Genomic DNA, 21942 nt, shown 5'->3' with positions numbered 1-21942 from the left:
GGCCGGCGGGGCTGATGGGAACGGCGGCGCCGATGGTGGAAACGAGGCCGAGGAGGCCGGCGGGGCAGGGGGCGGGTCGGTCATAGCCGGCCCAGCCTGCCGCAGCGAGGCCGACCGATGCCACCCGAATTAGCCCAGCTCACGTGGGCTGAGCGGGACGAGGACGGCCAGCGGAGCGGGACGCGGCCGCCCCCGCGCCGGTCAGTAGCCGCGTCGGTGACGGGCGGCCGCCCCGGCGCCGCCGGTCCCGCGGACCCAGCGATGCTGCGGGACCCGGGGCGCGATGCCGGGCCCGGCGGCGCGCAGCTGACGGACGAACGGCAGGACCAGCAGTGCCCCGACCACGAATCCGACGACATGCGCGCCGTATGCCACGGCCCCGCCGTCGGCCACTCCGAAACCGGTGAAGTACACGTACTGGAGCGCGAACCAGAAGCCGAGCACGATCCAGGCCGGAAGCCAGAACGGCAGGAAGAAGAACACTGACACCAGCCCGATGACCCGGGCCCTCGGGAACAGCACCAGATAGGCGCCGAGAACCCCGGCGATCGCCCCGGAGGCGCCGATCAGGGTGTTCGAGGAATCGCTCTGGAACAGGGCAAAGCCGTAGGTAGCCGCGTACCCGCAGACCAGGTAGAACAGCAGGTAGACCAGCCGCCCCATGCGGTCCTCGAGGTTGTTGCCGAAGACGCCGAGAAAAAGCATGTTGCCGATCAGGTGCAGCCAGCTGCCGTGCAGGAACATGGCGGTCAGGGCGGACAGTGCCGGAATCTTGTGGAACGGCGGCGGTGACTGTGCGATGCATCCCGGATTGCCGGCGGAATCCACCCCGATGTGGCCCGAGTTCACGACGGTGAGCGCCGCGTTGTGCAGCAGCTCGCGGGGGATGGCGCCCCATTCCTGGAAGAACCGCTGCTGCTCGCAGACGTTCTGCGCCACCGACGTCCCGATCCCGGCGACGGAGGTCACGACGGGCTCGAGGAAAACGAAGATCACGACGTTGGCGGCGATCAGGAGCCAGGTCATGACCGGACGCCGGCTCAGCGGGTTGATGTCGTGAATCGGGATGACCACGTCGACCATCCTGCCTGTTCGGTCGGCCGGCGGCACGGCCGGGTGAGGGCGCGGGCGGGCGGACGTGAGGTGGGTCGCGCGCGCCCGGCAGCCGATCGTCGTCATGGGCCACAGTGGAGGCGTGCATCCACACTCGCCGAGCACCGATACCCCCACCGTTCCCGGCGCCGCGACCACCGTGACCGCGAGGGACGCCGCAGGCGCGGGGCACACCGCGGTGGTCGGCCACGGTGATCTCGTCGCCCGGGATCGGCGGGTGGTGTGGCATCCGTACGCGTCCGCGACCGCGACGGCACCCCTGTTCGGCGTCCGATCGGCCCGTGGCGTCCGGCTGACGCTGACCGACGGTCGCGAGCTGGTCGACGGCATGTCGTCGTGGTGGGCGGCGATCCACGGCTACCGCCATCGCGTGCTCGACGAGGCGGCGCGCACGCAGCTCGACGCCATGTCGCACGTCATGTTCGGCGGCCTGACCCACGAGCCCGCGGTGCGGCTCGCCGAGACGCTCGTGGCGATCACCCCGGCGCCGCTGCGGCGGGTGTTCCTGTGCGACTCGGGATCCGTCGCCGTCGAGGTCGCCATCAAGATGGCGCTGCAGTACTGGACCGGGCGGGGGCACCCGGAGCGGACGCGGCTGCTGACGATCCGCCGCGGCTACCACGGCGACACCTCCGGCGCGATGGCCGTGTGCGACCCGGACGCCGGCATGCACCACCTGTTCAGCCAGCTGCTGCCCCGCCACCTGTTCGCCCCGGCGCCGACCTGCGCCTACGACGAGCCGTGCACCGACGCGCATGTCGCGCCGTTCGAGGAACTGCTCGCCCGGCACGCCCACGAGGTCGCGGCGGTGATCCTCGAACCGGTCGTGCAGGGTACCGGCGCGATGCGCTTCTACGCGCCGGCGTGGCTCGCCCGGGTGCGCGAGCTGTGCGACGCGTACGGGGTGCTGCTGATCGCCGACGAGATCGCGGTCGGTTTCGGTCGCTCGGGGGAGCTGTTCGGCTGCGACCACGCGGGGATCAGCCCCGACATCATGTGCCTGGGCAAGGCGCTGACCGGCGGCTACCTCTCGATGGCGGCCACACTGTGCACCGACGAGGTGGCCGCGGGCGTGTCCGACTCGCCGGCCGGGGCGTTCATGCACGGCCCGACGTTCATGGGCAATCCACTGGCGAGCGCGATCGCGAACGCGAGCGTGGAACTGCTGCTGTCCTCGCCGTGGCGGGCCCGCGTCGCGGAGGTCTCCGCCGGGCTGCGCGCCGGCCTCGCCCCGGCCGCGGACCTGCCGGGCGTCGCGGACGTGCGGGTGCTCGGCGCCATCGGCGTCATCGAGACGCGCGAGCCGGTCGACATGGCGGTGATCCAACCGCTGCTGGTGGACCTCGGCGTCTGGGTGCGTCCGTTCGGCCGGCTGGTGTACACCATGCCGCCGTTCGTCATGGCGCCCGCCGACGTCGCGACGCTGACCGGCGCCATGGTCGAGGCGGTCGCCCGGACCACCTGATGCGTCCGGGTGATCCGTCACCCGCGGACACGGGCGACGGGCGGGTCCGGCGGCGGGAACCAACGGTGGATGGTCCGGCGCTGGTCCGGACTTCGGCCCGACGTGGTCCCCGACGCGGAGCCACACGTCCCCCCCGGCGTGTCGTGTGTGGTCTCTGCGCGGGCGTCGGTCACCTGACAGAGAGCCGGCGCCCCGCCGGCTGTCACTTTCGGCATCGGATTCGTCGCCGCAGGTCAGCTGGCATTTCCGCAACCGGATCGCGCCGGGGAATGCGCGACCCGCGCCGGTAAGCCGACCCAATGCGACGGTTGCGAATCCCGCGAGCGGCTTCGTACTCTTCGTTTTCGATGATTCACTGTGAGTAGCAAAGACAAGGTTGGATTCACCCGGGCGGTTCCGGCCCGTTACCGCGGCCGCGAACGAGAACGAGGAAGGCCATCCGCCAATGCCGTTACGCCTACGACTGCCAGGCCGCGCGGGTTCCGTTCTGCTGGGTGTCGCCCGCGGTCTGCGGCGCCGCGGGTCACGGTCGCGCGCGCCCTGGCGCGGGCTGGCCTGGAACCGCCGGTCGGGCGAGCGGGCACCGGCCGCGCCGCCGCCGACCGCCGCCGCCTGCCCGTTGGCGCTGCGCCTGGCCGGCGTCACCATGCCCGCGGTCAACCCCGCCGGCCCCGCGGCCGTCCGGGCAGGTCCGGACCAATGCGCCCCCGCCGGGCAGGCCGACCCGGCACGGTCGGCGACCTCCACGCCCGCCACACCGGTGACGGCCTCCGCGAGCGCGGCGGCGGGCGTCTCCCCCGCGGTGGCGCCAAGGTCGGGTCCCTGCGGCCCGACGATGGTCGGCACGGACAGGGCTGGCTGCGGGGTGCCTGGCTCCGGGGTGCCTGGCTCCGAGGTGGCGGGCCCGGGGATGGTCGGCTCCAAGATGGCCGCCGCGGGAGTGGCCGCCGCGGGAGTGGTCGGTGGGGGCCGGGCGGTCCGGCCGCGGATCGCGGTCGCGCGCCTCGTCGGGTGCGGCTGGATGCTGTGGCGGGCGCCCCGGGCGGTCGCGCGCCGCATCGTCCTGGTCAGCCTGGCCTGGTTGGCGCTGTGCGGGTTCGCGCTGTCGGGGCTGCGGTGGCGGTGGACGGACCTGATGGCGTTCGGGGCGTTCCTGGCGCTCGGCGCCGTCGCGGTCGCCGCGGCCGCGCGGCTCGGTGAGGATCTGGCGGTTCCCCGGATCGCCCGGCACGATCTGCTCGCCACCTGGGCGGTCGCCGTCGCCGTCCTGCTGCCGCCGTTCTACCCGGCGGTGATCGGCCTGCCGCTGTGCTGGCTGTCCGGCCGGGCCGACCCGGTCCGGCCCCCGCACCTGCGGATGTTCCAGGCGGCGACACTGGGCATCGCCGGTTACTGTGCCTCCGCCGTGCACCTGCTGCTGAGCCCGGACGGGGGCCGGGCGACCGTGGACGGCCTCGTCGGCTCGGGCCCCGCGGTGGCGGCGTTCCTGGCGGCCGTGGCGGTCTTCCCGATGGTCGCCTCCCTGCCCGCCCTCGGCATGGTCCGTGCGGGCCGCCAGGACGGGCTCGACGCCTGGCTCGGCGTCTCACCCCGGGCCACGATCGACCCCCCGGTCGGGCCGTACGTCACCGCGGGCGACCATGGCCCGAACGGGCTGGCCGGCCCGGGCCGGTCGGCCGCCGCGCCCAGCGCGCCCGTCATCCCCGGCAGGGCGGTGGTCGGTGCGCCGGGTGGCGTGGTGGGGACGGTGCCGGGTCGGGACGCGTCGCGGGTGGAGGCGGCCGGCGGCACCGTCGCCGGGCGCGCGGGACTGAGCCGGCATGCCGGCACGGAGGGGCTGGCCGGGTCACGGCTGCGACCCTCGCGGCACGAGGCGGTGCCGGCGCGGGCCGCGGAGATCTGCACGTCGATCATCGTGGCGGTGCTGTGGGCGGCGAGCCCGTTGCTGATCCTCGCGGTCGCCCCGCCGATGCTGCTGCTGCAGCGCAGCCTGGTGCACACCGACCTGCTGCACGCCGCCCGCACGGACGCGAAGACCCGGCTCGCGAACCCGGCCTACTGGCGCCAGGTCGCCGAGCGCGAGTTCGGCCGGGTCGGCCGGGACGGGCGGCCGCTGTCGGTGCTGCTCGTCGACATCGACCACTTCAAGCGGGTCAACGACCGCTTCGGGCACCTTGTCGGGGACGTGATCCTGGTGGCCGTCGCCGACGCGCTGCGGGCCGCGACCCGGCCCCGCGACCTCGTCGGCCGGTTCGGCGGGGAGGAGTTCGTGGTCCTGCTCTCCGAGATCGGGCGGGACAACGCGCTCGACGTCGCCGAGCGGATCCGCCGCCAGGTCGCCGGCACCCGCTGCGGGCAGGTGGACGGCGGCCCGCCGCTGTCGGTGACCGTGTCGGTCGGCGTCGCCACCCATCACGGGGCGCCGGGCGACCTGTCCGCGCTGCTCGCCCGCGCCGACAGCGCGCTGTACCGGGCCAAGGCGGACGGGCGCAACCGCGTCCGCCTGGCCGATCCGGTCTATGCGCCGGTGTGACCCGCGTGGTCAGCCCGGCTGGGCCGCGCGGATCGTGTTGCGCAGCAGCAGCATGGTCGTCACCGGGCCGACGCCGCCGGGCACCGGGGTGAGGGCGCCCGCGACGGGGGCGATCGCCGCCGCGTCCACGTCGCCGACCTCGCCGGCGTCCGTCACGGCGGTGCCGACGTCGATGACCGTCGCACCCGGCCGGACGAAGCCTGCGCCGATCAGGTTCGGCCGGCCGGTGGCCGACACGATGATGTCCGCCTCGTGGGCGATCGTCACCAGGTCCCGGGTGCGCGAGTGACACACGGTGACCGTCGCGTCCTCGGCGAGCAGCAGCAGCGACACCGGCTTGCCGACGACCGGCCCGCGGCCGACGACGCACACCCGTGCCCCGGCCATCGGCACCCGCGCCCGGGTGAGGATCTCCACCACGGCGGCGGCCGTCGCCGGCGCGAAACCGGGAAGGCCGAGGGCGAGCCGGCCCAGGCTCGCCGGGTTCATCCCGTCGACGTCCTTGTCCACTGGGATGCGCTCGCCGATCTCCCGCGAGCTCCCCCCGTCGGGCAGCGGGGTCTGCACGATGATCCCGTCGACGAGCGGGTCGGTGGCCAGGGCGTCGACGGTGTCGACGAGCGCCGACAGGCCGCCCGACGGCTCGTGCAGCTCGCACCGGATACCGACCTTGCCGGCGGTGCGCTCGATGATGTGGGAGTAGGAGCGGGCGGCCGGGTCCGCGGTGGGCAGGACCACGGCCAGGGTGGGGGTCTTGCCGGTGACGGTCAGCCGCTCGGCCTCGTCGACGACGTACCGGCCGATCTCGGCGGCCATGGACCGCCCGTCGAGCAACCTCATGCGGTGCTCCGATCTTCGCGTGCGTGGGTCGCGTGGGTCGCGTGGGTGCGGGGCGGGCGGGGCGCTCGGGTGGCTGGTGTGTACCCGGCGCGGGGGCGTCCCCGTCCGCGTGGGTCTGCGGACGGACACCCCTGCTGCCCGTTTCTGGCGCCGCCGTGCCCTGGTGTGCGAGCCTGGAGGCTTCTGCGTCCGGTCGCGGACGCTCGCTTGCTCGTACCGTAGCAAGGCCGCGCGGGCCGAAACCCACCAACGGGTCAGCGCCCGCGCGTCAGCGGGGGAGATCGCGCAGGATCAGGTCGAGACCGGCGAGGAACTGCGCCTCGTTGTCGTCGCGCAGGTGCGGCGCGACGTCGGACAGGTCGGGATGGCGATCCTCCGGCGGGCGCACCGCGGCGACCGGACCGCCCTCGGCGCCCGCGCCCTCGCGCTCGACCGCACGGGCGAGCTGGCGGGCCTCGGACAGGGTGTGCCCGAGCGTGTAGAACAGCAGCGTCTGGTAGACGTTCGCGGCGTCCACCGGGTCCATGCCGGCCCGGTGCAGCTGGGCGACGGCATGGTCGGAGCGCTCCCAGTAGGCGCCCACTCCCGGCGGTCGGCGCAGCACCAGCGGGGCGAGCGTCGGATGGGCGAGCAGGGAACGGCGCAGCTGGCGGAAGTTCTCCCGGATGTCGGCGCGCGGGTCGTCCGTCTCCGGCAGGGTCGCGGCGCCCTCGCGCACGACGCTGTCGACGAGCGCGTCGAGCAGGGCGTTCTTGCCGGTGAAGTGCCGGTACATCGCCGTCGGATCGCATTCGAGGAACGCGCCGAGCGCCCGCATGCTGAACGCCCCCGCGCCTTGCGTGTCGACGACCTGCATCGCCGCCGCCATCAGCACCTCACGCGACAACGTCCCCCGCGGCGTCCGTCGCGGTCGCCCCCGCCGCCCGCGACCCTCGCCACCCACTGCCCGCCCGTTGTCAGCGGACTGCGAACCCGTCGCCGGTTCGGTGCCCCCCAAGGGTTCGGCGCCGATGTGTCCGGTGCCACCGCCTGCCGACCCGGCCGACGCTGGCGGGTTCGCCGTCTCGTCCACGTCCTCGTCAATGCGACCATGATAATCAACGATGTTGACGCCGTCCCGCGCCGCCAACCGGGTGCCCCCGGCGTCACGCTGCCACGACCCGCCGCGGCAGCGCCGGGGCGCATCCCAACCTGGAACGCGACCTACGCGGGCCAGGGACTGAGCAGAGCGACGGACATGTCCGCGAAGTCCTTGATGCTGCACCTGCCCGGCGCGCTGCAATGACTGCAATGTAGGCATGGCGGATGCGCTGTATGCAGTATGCCTCTGCCGCGGTCAGGGGGAGGGGGCGGTGGTGAGGGGGTGACGGTGGGCGAGTTCGTTGGCCCAGGTCTGGATGCAGGTGGCGAGCTGGGAGTCGCTGAGGCTGGTCGGTGGGCCCGCGCAGGCGGTGGTCGGCGAGGTGCCGGGCTGGCCGGCGGCGGGTGATGGTCCCGGGCCCGCGCCGGGGCGGCCGGCGGTGGGGGAGGTGCTGGCGCCCGGGGTGTTCAGGGCGACGAGCTCGGTGGGGATGCGGTTGGCGTAGCTCATCGTCAGGCGGTAGACCACGCGGCCGTTGATCTCGACGTAGGACTGCCAGATGTCGTCGCGGACCGGGAGGAACTCGACGAGCTTCGCCCCGGAGCTGATCAGGCCGGGGTTGGCGGCGGCGATGTAGTCGGTGGCCGCGGCGACGAGCTGGTCGAGGTTGACGATGCGCGGGTCGTCGTCGGCCAGGACGGCGATGTCGAGCGGGTTGAGCTGGCCGTCGGTGACGGTGTCGGCGGGCACCGTCTCGTAGGCGACGAACTGCTGGGAGTCGCTGGCCCGCGGCCGCACCGGGGTGACCCAGTACAGCCGGCCGTCGGCGACGCGGCGCAGCAGGTAGTCGTCGACGTTGCCGAGCTGCACCGGCGAGCTCGTCGGCGCGAAGCCGAACATGCGCCGGTCGCGGACCTCCCGCCCGCCGGCCCACTGGGCGGCGGCGCGCTGCGCGTCGACGAGCGAGTCCGGGTACACCGGCCCGGGCAGCGTGCCGGGGCGGACGTCGGTGCGGTGCTCCAGGCGGACGCCGCCGTTCGAGGAGCCGCGGACGAGGACGACGCCGGCGGGGACAGCCACCGTCCGCGCGTGGTAGTGGATCTGCCTCTGCACGGGCAGGACGACGATCGGCTCGGCGCCGGCGCAGTACCCCCAGGCGTCGTCGGCGGAGAAGATGAGCCGCGGGAAACGGTCGTTGAGCAGGTTCGGCAGGCTGTTGCTGCGCTCACCGTCGAACGCCCGGTCAATGCGGTACTTTCCGCTGAAATGGCATTGCGTGGGCCGTTCGGAGCCTCCCCTCCATTCGACGACACCGTACATGGGGGTGTCGATCCCGCTGCCGTCGCGGATGGCGGACCAGGCGGCCGGGCGGCCCTTCGTCGCGTTCAGGTAGGTGAGTGTGCTGACGCGGAGCCGCACGTTCGCGATGTTCCCGGAACTCGCGCTCATCACGGCGATCGCGCCGTCGCGGGAGCCGACCCGCGGCTCGAACCCGGCCATGCTGAACGTGCCGCGGCGAATGCAGGTCGCCACGTCGCTGCCGTGCGGGCCGAGCAGGTCGCAGCGTTTCCCGTCGCCGCGGGCGTTGTCATTGATCAGCACGGAGACCGCCGTCGGCGGATGCGCTGGATCGGGCACGACGAACGTGGTACGCGCGCCGTAGAACCGGGCGAGGTCCTTGTCGTTGTCCCACACCGCCCGGACGAACTGGACGAGGCTGACGACGGCGAGCGTGATGCCGACGACGACGAGGATCGCCGCGGGCGTCGCCAGCCGCGTGGACGGCGCGCCCGCGTTCGCCCACCAGACGGCGACGATCAGCACTGTGCCGACCGCGCCGACCCCGAGAAACTGCCACCGCCATCCCGAGCCGACGAAATACCAGGCGTCGAGCCAGCGCCACAGGCCCAGATGCACCGGGCCGACGCCCGGCAGGAACACCGACACGAACACCCACCACACGAAGATCAGGGCCGGCCACCACAGCCAGAAGAAGGCCAGCCGCACCAACATCACGCGGAACTCGCGCCGAGCGTTCGACGTCGTCTTCGCCGCCATGTCCGACCGTCGCTCCTCGCGTTCGCCCCGTCCCGACACTGATCGCCACCTTGATACCAGCGTGGCGCGGACAGATACGGAGGAAACCGAGAAGCCGCACTGTCGCCGATCCGACCGCGTGAGCCGCACTTCCACCGGACCGGCCCGCGAGGTCCCGCCGGACCGCGCGACCTCGCGGCCGCGGCGATCAGCCCGGCGGCGTGGAACCACACCCCAGCAACGCATCGAGCCAGTTGCAACAATGTTGCAGGTACGAGATAGTTGCGGCGTTGGGATCCCGCCCGACCAGCACGATGTCCGGCCGATCCGCCGCGCCGGGTCCGCGCCGGGTCCGCGCCGGTGACAAGGAGGCATGGCGTGGCCCATCCAGCGCCCGGCAGGGGCGGCCCCGGTCTCACCGAGCGGCTGGCCCGGTTCCACCGGAGCCTCATCCCGGCGGACAGACGCTCGCTGGCGGGCATGGCCGCCTTCATCATCCTGCTGCACGCGGTGGGCTTCGTCGTCCTGCTCACCCTGGTCACTCCGCACGGCTACCACCTCGGCGGCGACCACCCGGTCTTCACCGCCGGCGTCGGGGTGCTCGCCTACACGTTCGGCCTTCGCCACGCGTTCGACGTCGATCACATCGCCGCCGTCGACAACACCACCCGCAAGATCATCGCCGACAACACCGCCCGCGAGGCCGACGGGCACTCCGGGCTGCGTAAACCGCTGTCCGTCGGGTTCTGGTTCTCCCTCGGTCACTCCACCATCGTGTTCGCGCTGGCATTCCTGCTCTCGGCGGGCGTCAGATCCCTGGTCGGCCCGGTCGAGGACGACTCGTCGCGGCTGCACACCATCACCGGGGTCATCGGCCCGTCCGTGTCCGGTGTCTTCCTGTGGATTCTCGGAATCCTCAACCTCGCGGCCCTGATCGGCATTGTGAGGGTGTTCCGCGAGATGCGTCGCGGCACCTACGACGAGCAGGAGCTGGAGCGGCGACTGGACTCGCGCGGCTTCATGAACCGTTTTCTCGGCGGCCTGACCAGGACCGTCACCAGGCCCTGGAACATCTACCCCATAGGCGTCCTGTTCGGGCTCGGTTTCGACACCGCGACCGAGGTGGGCCTGCTCGTCCTCGCCGGTGGGGCGGCCGCGTTCGACCTGCCCTTCTACTCGATTCTCGTGCTGCCGATCCTCTTCGCCGCCGGCATGTGCCTCATGGACACCATCGACGGCGTCTTCATGAACGCCGCCTACGGCTGGGCCTTCGCCCGGCCCGTCCGCAAGGTCTACTACAACATCACCATCACGACCATCTCGGTCATCGTCGCGCTGGTCATCGGCACCATCGAACTCGTCGGCGTCCTCGCGGACCGGTTCACCATCGACTCCGGGCCGCTTGCCTGGATCGCGGCCGTCAACCTCGACTACGCCGGCTACGCCATCGTCGGCCTGTTCTTCCTCGCCTGGGCCGTCGCCCTGGCCGTCTGGTACTTCGGGCGGGTCGAGGAACGCTGGACCACCAGGGCGCCCTCGTCTCCGTCCACCACCACGACGGAACCGGTCTGACCATCCCGGATCCTCGGGCGGTCCTGCGGGACCAAGATAATCAACGGCGTTGACGACGTCCCGCGGCCGCTGATCAACGAGCACCGGGCTCAGAGCCGGGGCGAAGGCCGTCGGAATCGTCAGGATTCCCGACGCGCGCACCCGCTGCTCCGCCGGGAACACCCGGAACAGCACTCAGGCAGCGCAAGGTCGGGCGGACTGGCATGTGGTCAGACGTCTCGGTCGCCGGTGTCGCGGAGCTGCTCGATCCGCTGCGCGGACAGTCCGGTGAGCGCGGCCACGCTCGCGGACAGGGAGCCGTCGACGACCTGCATGGAGGCGACCATGCCTTGACGGACCTCCCGGAGTGATCTCGGGAGTTGGAGACGGCCGACGTATGAGCTCGCGACCGCCGCTTACGCGACGGTGAAACCACCGTCCACGGGCAGGATGCTTCCGGTGACCAGGCGGGCGCCGATCAGGTATTCGATCGCATCGGCGACGTCGGCGGCGGAGGCGATCCGGCCGGCAGGCACGCTGCTCGCGGCAGCGTCGAACTGGGCTCGGCGCTGATCCTCGGGGAGGAAGGACCACCAGGCGGTGTCCACGACTCCCGGGGCCACGGCATTGACGCGAACCGGCGCGAGCTCGGCCGCGAGCGGAGACACGATGCGCTCGATCGCTCCGTTCACGGCCGCGAGGGTGACCGTTCCGGGAAGGGCGGCCCGGGCACTGGCGGCCGAGATCATCGTGATCGACTCGGTGACCTTCGCCTCGCGAATCGCGTGGATGTAGTGGATGTAAGCGAACAGCTTGGCGGTGAACGCCGTCTCGACGTCATCGAGGCTGATCTCGCGGATCGGTCCGAGTCCGGCCGCGCCTGGGCTGAAGGCGAGCACAAGATGCTCGAACGGGCCGAATCGCTCGAGGAACGCCGCGACCGCGTCGCGGTCGGCGCCGTCGAGTTGCTCGACGCCGGCTACCCGACCGGCCAGCGCGGCGACCCTCCTGCCGGCGGCCCGCGAGCACGCGGAGTGGGCGACCGGAGTGCTGCGCACGATGGCCGTCCAGCAGGCCAAGCATCCCCTCATCCAGAAGGTGGGCCAGGTGGCGGAGAAGACGATGGACACCGTCCGGAACGCCGTCACACCAGGCTGAGCCAGGAGCACCGGCACCAGGAGTAAGGTCCAGCTTCCCGGCCACGAGACCGCGATCGTCGATCATGGCCCATCCACCCACCGCCCGCCACGACCGCTGCCGGCGAGTCCCGCTTGTCACCCCCTGGGACTGTCGTCGGAAGGCGGTCGCCGGAACTGCGACGAAGGCTCACCGGCGTGACGTCCTGGCGAGGCAGCGCGGATGGTCCCCAGCCGGACGCGTACGCTGGGTGTCCATCTGCGGACCCGTCGGAAACGCGCCGGATGGGTGTGTGGCGACGGGGTGAACGCTGACGGACAGCCGGGAGGTTGATGCGGGTGGCGGGGGTTGTGACCTCTGAGCGGGGAGGGGGTGGCGACCAGCCCGCGAACGTCTCGAGGTTCGCCCCCTTCGCCCATGTGACGGTGGACAAGGCCCCGCTGTACCGCGCCATCATGCGGACGTTCGTCCGGGCCAAGCGCAGGTTCAATGTTCATCTGCGTCCTGAGGACGTCCTGGAAATGCTGGCCCGAGAGCCGGGCCAGCACGGACTGGACCTCGGGGGAGTCACGGATGTCAGCGCCGAGCTGCGCAGCCTGGCCGGCTGGGGCAACCTGCGCGGCGATCCGGACACAAGCCGGGTCACCTCGGTCGAGGACTTCAACCGTCCCCGTTTCCTCTACCAGCTCACATCGGCTGGAGAGGCCGCCGAGACCGCGCTGGAGGCGTTCGACGAGGCGCTGGGCCGGCGCGGGGAGCTCCAGGCCGTCGCCCTGTCCGACATCCACAGCCAGCTGCGGGCGCTGCTCGCCCTGCTGGCGCAGCCCGAGATCGACGCGGCGAAGGCGCATCAGCTGCTGCGTGACCTGGCCGGCGTCTTTCGCGGGCTGGCGGACAACGCCCAGGCATTCATGGGGTCCCTGCAGCGCACCATCGACCTGCACGACGCCGACCTCGACGTCTTCCTGGCCTACAAGGAACAGCTCATCGACTATCTCCAACGGTTCATCCGCGATCTCGTCGTCACCTCGGCGCGGATTGTGGACGTCCTGGGGGAGATCGAGACGCACGACATGAGCCGGCTGCTGCGGGCGGTCGCCGAGCGCGAGGCCCGCGACGCGGCGCCCGACCTTGACCAGCCGCCCCGAACGACACAGCCAACACAGCCAACACAGCCGGAGCTGACGCAGGGAGAGCCGGCCGGGTCACCAGCGGGCGGGGTTGTCGGCGAACGGCTGGCGTTGTGGACCGAGCGATGGGAGGGGCTGCGGCACTGGTTCGTCGGGAACCGGACGCACCCGCCGCAGTCCCGCCTCCTGCGGGAGCGGGCCCGGGCCGCGGTGCCGGCCCTGCTGTCGGTGGTGCTGGTCCTCAACGAGCGCAGATCGGGCCGCAGCGACCGGTCGGCGGACTTCCGCGCGCTCGCGCTCTGGTTCGCGCAGGCCCCGAGTGACGACGACGCCCACCGGCTGTGGCGCGTGTGCTTCGGGCTCGCCCCGGCCCGCCACCTCACGGTCGACGCCGCGACGCTGGAGGCGCGTGACGCCGAGCCGGTGCCCGCGTCGACGCCGTGGAACGAGGCGCCGCCGATCATGGTCGACATCCGGCTGCGGCGCACCGGGCGGTACGAACGCCGGGGCGCGCCCAACCGGGTCCGCGACCGCGCCGCCGAGCGACGGCTGCTGGCCGAGAAGCTGGCGGCCGAGGAGGAGGTGGTGCGGGCCGCGCGCCGTCGGCTCGCCACCGGCGAACCCGTGCGCCTGTCCGAACTGGCCGAGCTCGACGACCCGACCTTCCGGCTGTTCCTGACCGTCCTCGGGGACGCGCTCGCCCGCCGTCGCCCGGGGGAGCCGAGCGTCGTGACCAGCAGTGCCGACGGCACCCTGTCCATCTCGCTCACACCGACCGCCGACAGCGTGATCGCGACCATCCCCACCAGCGCGGGCCTGTTCACCGGCCCCGACCACGTCCTAGAAATCCACGACCTGCTGGAGAGCAACGACCTGCTGGAGAGCAGCGACCTGGTGGCGACCAGCGACCTGATGGCGGAGACGGCGTGACCGCCCCACGTCGCGACATCCCGCGCAGGGCGCGAGCCGGGTCGTCGTCGACGGCGGTCATCAACGCCCTCGACGCGCAGCGAGACGCCGAGCGCCGTCGGGCCATGCGCGCGATCCTGCGCCGCCCGCTGCTCGTCGCGCACGGTGCCGACGCCGACGTCTTCCGCCTTGTCCGCCGGCACCAGACGTGGCTGCGGGACTGGTTCACGCGGGAGACGGGCTGGTCGCTGCGGGTCGACCCGGAGGTGGCCCGGCTGGCGAAGATCCCAGCCGATCTGACCGACGGTACCCGGCCGGCCACCACGGGATCGGCCCAGCAGCCGTTCGGCCGCCGCCGGTACGTGCTGCTCTGCCTCGCCCTGGCCGGCCTGGAACGGGCCGACAACCAGATCACCCTGGGCAGACTTGCCGACGACGTGATGCTGGGCTGCGCCGCCCCGGAGTTCACCGAGGCCGGGATCAGCTTCAGCCTCGACAGCCGGGACGAGCGCGCCGACCTCGTCGCGGCCGTCCGTGTGCTGCTGGACCTCGGCGTGCTGCGCCGGGTCGCCGGCGACGAGACGACCTTCACCGCCGGCACCGGCGACGCCCTCTACGACCTGGACCGCCGGGCGCTGGCCGGCATGCTGGTCACCCGGCGCGGGCCGTCGACGGTCAGCGACAACCCGGGCCCGGCCGACCTGGACGGCCGGCTGGCCGCCGTCGTCGAGGAGCTGACGGCCGACACCGACGACGCACGTAACCTGGCCCGCCGCCACGCGCTGACCCGGCGCCTGCTGGACGACCCGGTCGTCTACCTCGCGGATCTGGACGAGGGCGAGCGGGCCTACCTGACCAGCCAACGGGCTGCCCTGACCCGGCGGATCACCGAGGCGACCGGCCTGGTCGCCGAGATCCGCGCGGAGGGCATCGCGATGGTCGACCCCGACGGTGACCTCACCGACACCCGGATGCCCGAGGACGGCACCGACGGTCACGCCACCCTGCTGCTCGCCGAGCATCTCGCCCGCGAGGGCGCCCGCCTCGGCCCGCAGGAGCCGATCGCCGTCGCGGACCTCGACGCCCACATGCGCGAGCTGATCGCCCAGCACCAGCGGCACTGGCGCAAGGGCGTCGCCGAGCCCGACGCGGAGGTCGAGCTGGTCGACCGGGCGCTGTCACGGATGCGCGCACTGGGCCTGCTGCGCCGGCGCGGGGACGACGTGTTCGCGCTGCCGGCGTTGGCCCGGTTCGCGCTCGGCGACCTGCGGGACGGCGGCGGTCAGGAGGCGCTGGCGTGACGTCCTGGACCGATTCCCCGTCCTGGACCGATTCCCCGCCCTCGACCGATGCCCCGCCCTCGCCACGGCTGGCACCCGGCGTCGAGACGGACGCCCGCCAGCCGGCTTCTGCGCCGGACGGCGCCCCGGGTCGGCCGGTGCCGACGACCGAGCGCTGGCAGCCGCTGCGCGCCGGCCTGGTCGACGTCTTCCTCTACGACGAGGAGGAGTTCCACTTCCACGAGGGCAACCTGCTGCTGCGCGGCAACAACGGCACAGGCAAGTCCAAGGTCCTCGCGATGCTGCTGCCGTTCCTGCTCGACGGCGAGGTGTCGGCCCACCGCGTCGAACCCGACGGCGACCCGAAGAAGCGGATGGAGTGGAACCTGCTCATGGGCGGGCGCCATCCCCACCCGGAGCGCCTCGGCTACAGCTGGCTGGAGTTCGGCCGGCTCGACGCGGCCGGCGCCGCCGAGTACCGCACGATCGGCGCCGGGCTGAAGGCGGTCGCCGGCCGCGGGTCGGTCACCACCTGGTTCTTCATCGCCGACGCCCGCGTCGGCGTCGACCTGAGCCTCGTCGGCCCGACCCGGACCGCGCTGACCAGGGAACGGCTGCGCGACGCCCTCGGCCCGCGTGGCAACGTCTACGAACAGGCGTCGCGCTACCGGCGCGCTCTGGACGAGGCGTTCTTCGGCCTCGGCGAGGACCGGTACGACGCGCTGGTCAACCTGCTCATCGCGCTGCGCCAGCCGCAGCTGTCGAAGAAGCCGGACGAGCGGGCACTGTCGGCGGCGCTGACCGAGGCGCTGACCCCGCTCGACCAGGCGGTGATCGCGGACGCGGCCGAGGCGTTCCGCGGCCTCGAGCAGGAGCAGTCGGACCTGCGCGGGTTCGAGGAGGCCCACGCGGCGGCCACCGCGTTCCTCGACCACTACCGACGCTACGCCCGGATCAGCGCGCGGCGCCGGGCTCGCGAGCCCCGCGCCGCGCAGGCCGCCTACGAGTCGGCGTCTCGCCAGCTGGGCGACGTCCGGGCGGAGCGGGAGCGGGTCGAGGCCGAGGCGATCCGGGTGGACGGCGAGGACAGGGAGAACGAGGAGCGCATCACCGCGCTCACCGCCGAACGGGACACCCTCGCCGCCCGCCCGGAGATGGACCAGGCCCGCGAACTCGCCCGACTGCAGCAGCGGATGTCCGAGCTGGAGCGCTCGGCCAACCGGGCCCGAGCCGAGCTGACGGCGGCGACGAGTCAGCGCGACGGGTTCGCCCGCCGGACCGCCGACGCGCGCCTGCGGGTCACGGCGACCACGGACGCGCTGGACCGGGCCGGCGAGACCGCCGCCACCGGCGCTGGCCACGCTGGCGTCGGCGCCGAGCACCAGGCGCTGCTCGCACCCCTGCACCTGCCCGACGGTCCTCCCGCCGAGCAGGTCGCGGAGGCCGCCCGGACCGCCCAGCGCGCGGCCGAGGACGTCACCCGCCGCCGCGAGGACGCCGTCAGGCTGGTCGCCCGCCTGACAGACGCCGACCGCCAGGCCCAGGACCGGTCGACCGATCGGCGCCGCGAGCGCGACAGGGCCCGGTCGGTCCTTGACGAGGCGGCCGAGGCCGCTGCCGGCGCCGAGGCCGCCCGGGAGGCCGCCGCCACCGCGTTCGTCGACGCGGCGCGCCGCCACCTCGAGGGCGCCGAGCAGCTGCGCCTGCCCGCCCTCGACGACGTCCTCGCCGCCGTCGCCGACTGGCTGGACGGCTTCGACGGGTCCAGTCCGCTGGTTGCCGCGGTCACCTCGCGCGCCCGCGAGCTGGAGAACGAGTTCGGTGCCGCCGACCAGCGGCTGGTTTCCGCCATCGGGGACGCGCGGGCGCGCGCGGGTGTCCTGGCCACCGAGCGCCGTGCGCTGGCCGAGGGGGCGCGACTGTCCCCGCCGGCCCCGCCGACCCGCGCCGCTGATCGGGATGGCCGGTCGGGAGCGCCGCTGTGGCAGCTCATCGAGCCGCGCGAGGCAGACCCGACGCCGTCGCAGGGCCCGACGCCGCCGCTGGGCCCGACGCCGCCGCTGGGCTCGGCGGAGATCGCCGGGCTGGAGGCGGCGTTGGAGGCGTCCGGACTGCTGGACGCCTGGCTCTGCCCCGACGGACGGCTGCTCGCCCCCGGCACCCACGACGTGGCCATCGTCGCCGACGGCGCCGGCGGGGGCCTGGTCGGCGGTGACCATCTCGGTGCGGTGCTGCGTCCCGCGGTCGACCGCTCCGACCCGGCCGCGGCCACCGTCCCCGACGCGATCGTCGCCGCCGTTCTGGCCCGGATCGGCTTCGTCCGCGCGGAGGCGTCCGGTGTGGCGGATCCGGACGCCGTCGCTCGTCTCGGCGACACCTGGGTCGCCGCGGATGGTCGGTTCCGCGTCGGGCGACTGCGCGGAGCCTGGGCCAAACCGGCGGCCCGCTACCTCGGGCACGCGGCGCGTGAACTGGCCCGCCGGACCCGCCTCATCGAGATCGACGAGGAACTGGCCGCTCTCGACCGGGAGATCGCCGAGCACGACGTGGCCCGCACGGCTCTGCACGAGCGCCGGGGAATGCTCAACGACGAGGTGGCCGGCGTCCCGGCGGACACCCCGGCCCGGCAGGGGTTCGCCGCCGCCCGCCAGGCCGACCGCGACCGGCGGCGGGCCGACGCGGCCCACCAGACGGCCATGCGTAACGCCGAAGAGGCCGAGGAGACGTCCCGACGGGCCCGGGCCGAACGCGATGAGACCGCCGCCCAGCTCGGCCTGCCCGTCGCGACCGACGATCTCGAGGAGACCCGGGAGGCGCTCGTCGCCTACCGCGTCGCCCTGTCCGCGCTGTGGCCCGCCGTGCGGGAACGCGCCGGCGCCGCGGCCCAGCTCACGCAGACCGAACAGGACCTGGCCGACGCCCAGGAGCAGGTCGCGCAGCGCGAGAGCCAGCACACCGGCGCCCGGACCGAGCACCTGTCGGCCCGCACGGCGTTCGAGACGATGGAACGCACGGTCGGCGCCGCCGTCGCCGAGGTGCAACGCCAGCTCGCCGCCGCCCAGCGCGGCCTGGAGACCGCCACCGGCCGCCGCCGCGAACTCAGCCAGCTCCGGCTGACGATCGCCGAGGCGGTCGGCCAGGCCCGCGGGCAGGAGAGTGGCCTGACCAGCCGGGTCGGGGAGCTCGCCGAGCAGCGCCGGCAGGCGGCCGGACGGTTGCGCCGGTTCGCCGCCGGCGGCCTGCTGGCCATCGCCCTGCCCGAGCTGGAGTTTCCCGATACCGGCCGGGAGTGGGCGCCCGACCCGGCGGTGCGCCTCGCCCGCCAGATCGACGCGGCGGTCGGCGACGTCGACGACTCCGACGCCGGCTGGGACCGGGTGCAGAAGCTCATCGCGGCCGAGCACGGCACCCTGCGGGAGGTGATGAGCCGCCATGGCCACCACGCCGCCGCGACCCTCACCGACGACGGCTGGGTGGTCGAGGCGACGTTCCGCACCCGCATGATGAGCCCGGCGGAGCTCGCGGACGCGCTGGGCGTCGAGGTCAGCGACCGGCGGCGCCTGCTGACGGAGCGGGAACGAACCATCCTGGAGAACCATCTGGTCAGCGAGGTCGCCAGCCACCTCCAGGATCTGATCAGCGACGCCGAGCACCAGGTCGAGCGGATGAACGCCGAGCTCGACGAGCGCCCCAACAGCACCGGCATGAAACTGCGCTTCCAGTGGCGCCCCGGCCCGGACGCGCCGGCGGGCCTCGGCCCGGCCCGGGAACGGCTGCTGCGCCAGGTCGCGGACGCCTGGTCGCCGGCGGATCGGGAAGCCGTCGGCGCGTTCCTGCAGGCGCAGATCAAGGCCGAGCGGGAGCGGGACGCCGCCGGGACCTGGCTGGAACACCTCGGCCGCGCCCTCGACTACCGCCGCTGGCACGTCTTCACCGTGCAGCGCTTCGCCGACGGCCAGTGGCGCTCCGCCTCCGGCCCGGCCTCGGGCGGCGAGCGGGCCCTGGCCGTCACCATCCCGCTGTTCGCCGCCGCTTCCGGCCACTACCGTTCGGCGAGCAACCCACATGCGCCCCGACTCGTCATGCTCGACGAGGCGTTCGCCGGGGTCGACGACGACGCCCGCGCATCCTGTCTCGGCCTGCTCGCCGTCTTCGACATGGATGTCGTCATGACCAGCGAGCGCGAATGGGGCTGCTACCCGACCGTCCCCGGCCTCGCCATCAGCCAGCTGTCGTGGCGGGACGGCATCGACGCCGTCCTGGTCACCCGCTGGCGGTGGGACGGCCGCCAGCGCCTGCCCGCCGGAGGCGCACGGCCCGCCGTCGCCGCGGACGTCGCCGGGGTGAGGAAACCAGACGGCGTCCCACCTGCCGAGCACACCCTGTGGGACGAGCCGTGAGCGCGGAACCGGTGGTCTTCCCCAAGGCAACCGACTCCGGTGCGACCGACTCCGGCTCAGCTGACGCCGAGGCAGATGCCGTCGTCGAGGCGGACGCGGACGGGGACGAAGCCGGGACGGTCGACGTCGCGCGGCTCGGGCGGCTGTTCGGGCCGTCGAACCAGTGGATCATCACGCGGTTACGGTCGCGGATGGAACGGGGCGGGTCTCTCACCGGCGGGCTGACGTTGCCGGACCCGTCCGAAGATCAGCGCGCCGCCCTCGCCGGCCTGCTCGGCCGCCGCCCTGGGGCGGGCCGCACCATGCGGGTCGAGCTCGCCGACCTCGACGAGGTCGTGCGGGGCAGCGGATGCGCGTCGAGCCTCGCCGCCGCCGTCGTCGCGCTCACCGGCCCTGTCGTCAACCGGTCCGCGCTCGCGGCCGAGACCGCCCGGGGCTGGCGGGCCGTGTTCGCCATGGCGGATCCCCTCGTGGACGCCCGCCCGCAGCTCGGGGCCTGGCGGGACCGGCTCGTCGCCACCGGTCTGCCGCGCCGGCTCGCCGATTCGCTCCAGGAGGGGCAGACGCTGATGGGGTCGGCGGTCCGCGTGCTGGACGCGCTGCCCGCCGACAGCGTCCCGATCTCCGTGTTCGCCGCCCGTGTGCTCGGCGACGGTCACGCTCTCGACGCCGACCGTCCCCTGTCCACCCTGGTGCTCGACGCCGTCGCCCTGCTCGGCCGATCCATCACCGCCCACAGCGCCGACACCGCCCACACCGTCAGCGGCGACGACGCCTACGACGTTGACGGTGATGCCGGCGACGTCATAGGCGCTGACGGCGACAGCGCTGACGGCGATAGCGCTGACGGTGACAGCGGGGAGGACGACGGCGGTGACAGCGTTGGCGGCTCCGAGGCGGATGAGGTGGCGGGGCGGGCAGCGCGGTCTGCCGAGTGGCGGAGAGAGGTGTGGGCCGCGGTCGGCGTCCTCGTCAGTGAACTGGCGTTGCCCGTGCTGACGCTGGGGCTGCCTGGCGACCGGCACAGCGTGACCGGTCGCGTCCTGGACCTGTGGCGGGCGGCCGGTGAGCCCGTCCACCTGTCGCTGCGCCATCTTGTCCGTGACCCGCCGCGGCTGGATGCGCTGGCCGGCACGGACGTGTTCATCTGCGAGAACCCGGCGGTCGTGAGCGCCGCCGCAGACCAGCTCGGCGCCCGGTGCCGGCCCCTGGTCTGCGTCGGGGGCATGCCGGCCGCGGCGGCCGCGTCGCTGTTGCGCCTGTTGGCTGAGGCGGGCGCCGTCCTGCGTTACCACGGTGACTTCGACTGGGGCGGCCTGGCCATCGCGAACACCATCACCACCCGTTTCGACGCCGTCCCCTGGTGCTTCGACCGCACGTACTACGAGCGTGCGCTGCGCCCTGGCCTCGCCGAGCTCACGGGCCGCCCTGTCCACGCCCGGTTCGATCCCGACCTGAGCGACGCTCTGGGCCAGCATCGTCGCCGGGTCGAGGAGGAAGCCGTCCTCGACGACCTGCTTGCCGATCTCATCTGCGACCCGCGCGCGTGATCCCGGCGGCGCGCCGAGCGCCTGCATCGGCCCTCGGCCTGACGGCACACCCGATCGTGCCTGCGCAGGTTGCCGCCGGCGCTGCGCGTCGGGACAAGCGCGTCCGCGTCGAGCACGACTACGGCGAACTCAAAGAGGGCCTGGGCCTGGGGCCACTACGAAGGCCGATCGTTCGACGGCTGGCACCGCCACAGTCACCCGCGGCGACAGGATCACCCCGCTCCCAGGGAAGTTGACCTCCGCTGACTCCCCGGCGAGGGGGAGTGACGTGCGCCAGGTCGGCTGGTCGGTCCGATCCGCGCCTGGACCCCTGGTGGCCGTGGAGCGGTGGGAGGTGACCGCGCGATGGGCTGTCGGGCGGGATGACGCCGACGCTCATCACGAGCCGACGCGTCCACGCGGCCCTGGTGGTGTAGGCTTCGTCTTCGTCGCCCCACCGAACTCCACGGAGTCCGATGTCGCGTTGGACCACACTTCCTCCGAGGGGGCATAGACCCCCCGAGGAACAGGGCCTGCGGACGGTGCGATAAGGTGAGAAAGTGGCAATCACCGGTTGGTTCCGGAGAAATCCGGACCTCGGAGCGGATTTGACACGATCCTCCCGGAGCTCGTAGCCTGGAAACATCGCACGGAACGTTCTGGGAATGAGAGCGGGACGGGCGCGGGTGAAAGCAGTACCTGTTCGGCAGGGGTTCGTATCGCACGCAAAACGGCGATTTGACTCCCACCGGAGAGGCCGGTAAGTTTAAGACGCGCCAGGGGAAAGCCGAAAGGCTGGGATCTGGTGACGCGCCTGCTCCTTGAGAACTCAACAGCGTGCCGATTGTCAGTGCCAAATATGTTTTATCCCTCGTTCATGGTCTGTCTGGTTGTGTCCCTGCTGGATGTGGGGGTGTGGCTGGTCGGGTTGTGAGGG

General features: G+C 73.1%; 12 protein-coding genes. 7 read left to right on the top strand and 5 right to left on the bottom strand.

Translation table 11 applies throughout. The features are described 5' to 3' along the window. Window positions 1-201 precede the first annotated feature (201 nt). On the bottom strand, window positions 202-1074 hold the full coding sequence (locus AC6EXY_RS10515; RefSeq protein ID WP_101834431.1) for a rhomboid family intramembrane serine protease: 873 nt from the start codon (window positions 1072-1074) through the stop codon (window positions 202-204). A 103-nt stretch (window positions 1075-1177) separates the two neighbouring features. On the opposite strand from AC6EXY_RS10515, the gene bioA reads away from it, so the two are divergent. Together bioA and AC6EXY_RS10505 are read left to right on the top strand one after the other, a co-directional pair. Beyond that, window positions 1178-2578 (top strand): adenosylmethionine--8-amino-7-oxononanoate transaminase, encoded by a 1401-nt coding sequence (bioA, locus tag AC6EXY_RS10510; protein WP_499842331.1) that lies wholly within the window; start codon window positions 1178-1180, stop codon window positions 2576-2578. 445 nt (window positions 2579-3023) lie between these two features. Continuing rightward, entirely contained in the window at window positions 3024-5111 is a 2088-nt protein-coding gene (locus tag AC6EXY_RS10505; protein ID WP_499818718.1) for a sensor domain-containing diguanylate cyclase, read from the top strand. 9 nt (window positions 5112-5120) lie between these two features. Here AC6EXY_RS10505 and AC6EXY_RS10500 read toward each other — a convergent pair whose 3' ends face one another. The 3 genes from AC6EXY_RS10500 to AC6EXY_RS10490 form a co-directional block, all read right to left on the bottom strand. After that, window positions 5121-5951, bottom strand: a complete 831-nt coding sequence (locus AC6EXY_RS10500; RefSeq protein ID WP_101834404.1) for a bifunctional 5,10-methylenetetrahydrofolate dehydrogenase/5,10-methenyltetrahydrofolate cyclohydrolase — start codon at window positions 5949-5951, stop codon at window positions 5121-5123. A gap of 268 nt (window positions 5952-6219) precedes the next feature. Then, the gene (locus AC6EXY_RS10495) at window positions 6220-6819 is read right to left on the bottom strand and encodes a TetR/AcrR family transcriptional regulator (RefSeq protein ID WP_101834426.1); all 600 of its coding nucleotides are present in this window, start codon (window positions 6817-6819) and stop codon (window positions 6220-6222) included. Between the two features lie 468 nt (window positions 6820-7287). Next, complete coding sequence (locus AC6EXY_RS10490) at window positions 7288-9129, bottom strand: hypothetical protein (protein ID WP_165818605.1); 1842 nt, start codon at window positions 9127-9129, stop codon at window positions 7288-7290. Between the two features lie 318 nt (window positions 9130-9447). Between AC6EXY_RS10490 and nicT the strand changes: the two genes are divergently transcribed. Next, the gene (nicT, locus tag AC6EXY_RS10485) at window positions 9448-10641 is read left to right on the top strand and encodes a Nickel transporter NicT (RefSeq protein ID WP_101834402.1); all 1194 of its coding nucleotides are present in this window, start codon (window positions 9448-9450) and stop codon (window positions 10639-10641) included. Window positions 10642-11036: 395 nt separating this feature from the next. Here the strand turns inward: nicT and AC6EXY_RS10480 are convergent, their stop codons facing one another. Then, window positions 11037-11678 (bottom strand): SDR family oxidoreductase, encoded by a 642-nt coding sequence (locus AC6EXY_RS10480; protein ID WP_499818717.1) that lies wholly within the window; start codon window positions 11676-11678, stop codon window positions 11037-11039. 417 nt (window positions 11679-12095) lie between these two features. Between AC6EXY_RS10480 and AC6EXY_RS10475 the strand changes: the two genes are divergently transcribed. Genes AC6EXY_RS10475 through AC6EXY_RS10460 form a run of 4 tightly spaced genes read left to right on the top strand, consistent with a single transcriptional unit; the run spans window position 12096 to window position 21026 of the window. Continuing rightward, window positions 12096-13817, top strand: a complete 1722-nt coding sequence (locus AC6EXY_RS10475; RefSeq protein WP_499818716.1) for a TIGR02677 family protein — start codon at window positions 12096-12098, stop codon at window positions 13815-13817. Continuing rightward, on the top strand, window positions 13814-15097 hold the full coding sequence (locus AC6EXY_RS10470) for a TIGR02678 family protein (protein ID WP_101834398.1): 1284 nt from the start codon (window positions 13814-13816) through the stop codon (window positions 15095-15097). Before AC6EXY_RS10475 ends, AC6EXY_RS10470 begins: the two co-directional genes overlap by 4 nt. Continuing rightward, window positions 15094-19476 carry a TIGR02680 family protein gene (locus AC6EXY_RS10465; RefSeq protein ID WP_499818715.1) on the top strand — a complete coding sequence of 1461 codons (4383 nt, stop codon included), beginning with the start codon at window positions 15094-15096 and terminating at the stop codon, window positions 19474-19476. Before AC6EXY_RS10470 ends, AC6EXY_RS10465 begins: the two co-directional genes overlap by 4 nt. Then, on the top strand, window positions 19473-21026 hold the full coding sequence (locus AC6EXY_RS10460; RefSeq protein WP_165818604.1) for a TIGR02679 family protein: 1554 nt from the start codon (window positions 19473-19475) through the stop codon (window positions 21024-21026). The genes AC6EXY_RS10465 and AC6EXY_RS10460 overlap by 4 nt, the downstream gene beginning before the upstream one ends. The last annotated feature ends 916 nt before the right edge of the window (window positions 21027-21942 follow it).

The organism is Frankia sp. RB5 (assembly GCF_059816245.1).
Note: the sequence above shows the minus strand (reverse complement) of the source record. Positions and strands in the feature narration are given on the sequence as shown.

Bases quoted from the DNA above. Each gene is read 5' to 3' on its own strand.
- AC6EXY_RS10505 (WP_499818718.1), top strand. From the start codon at position 3,024: ATGCCGTTACGCCTACGACTGCCAGGCCGCGCGGGTTCCGTTCTGCTG.
- AC6EXY_RS10495 (WP_101834426.1), bottom strand. From the start codon at position 6,819: ATGGCGGCGGCGATGCAGGTCGTCGACACGCAAGGCGCGGGGGCGTTC.
- AC6EXY_RS10500 (WP_101834404.1), bottom strand. From the start codon at position 5,951: ATGAGGTTGCTCGACGGGCGGTCCATGGCCGCCGAGATCGGCCGGTAC.
- bioA (WP_499842331.1), top strand. From the start codon at position 1,178: ATGGGCCACAGTGGAGGCGTGCATCCACACTCGCCGAGCACCGATACC.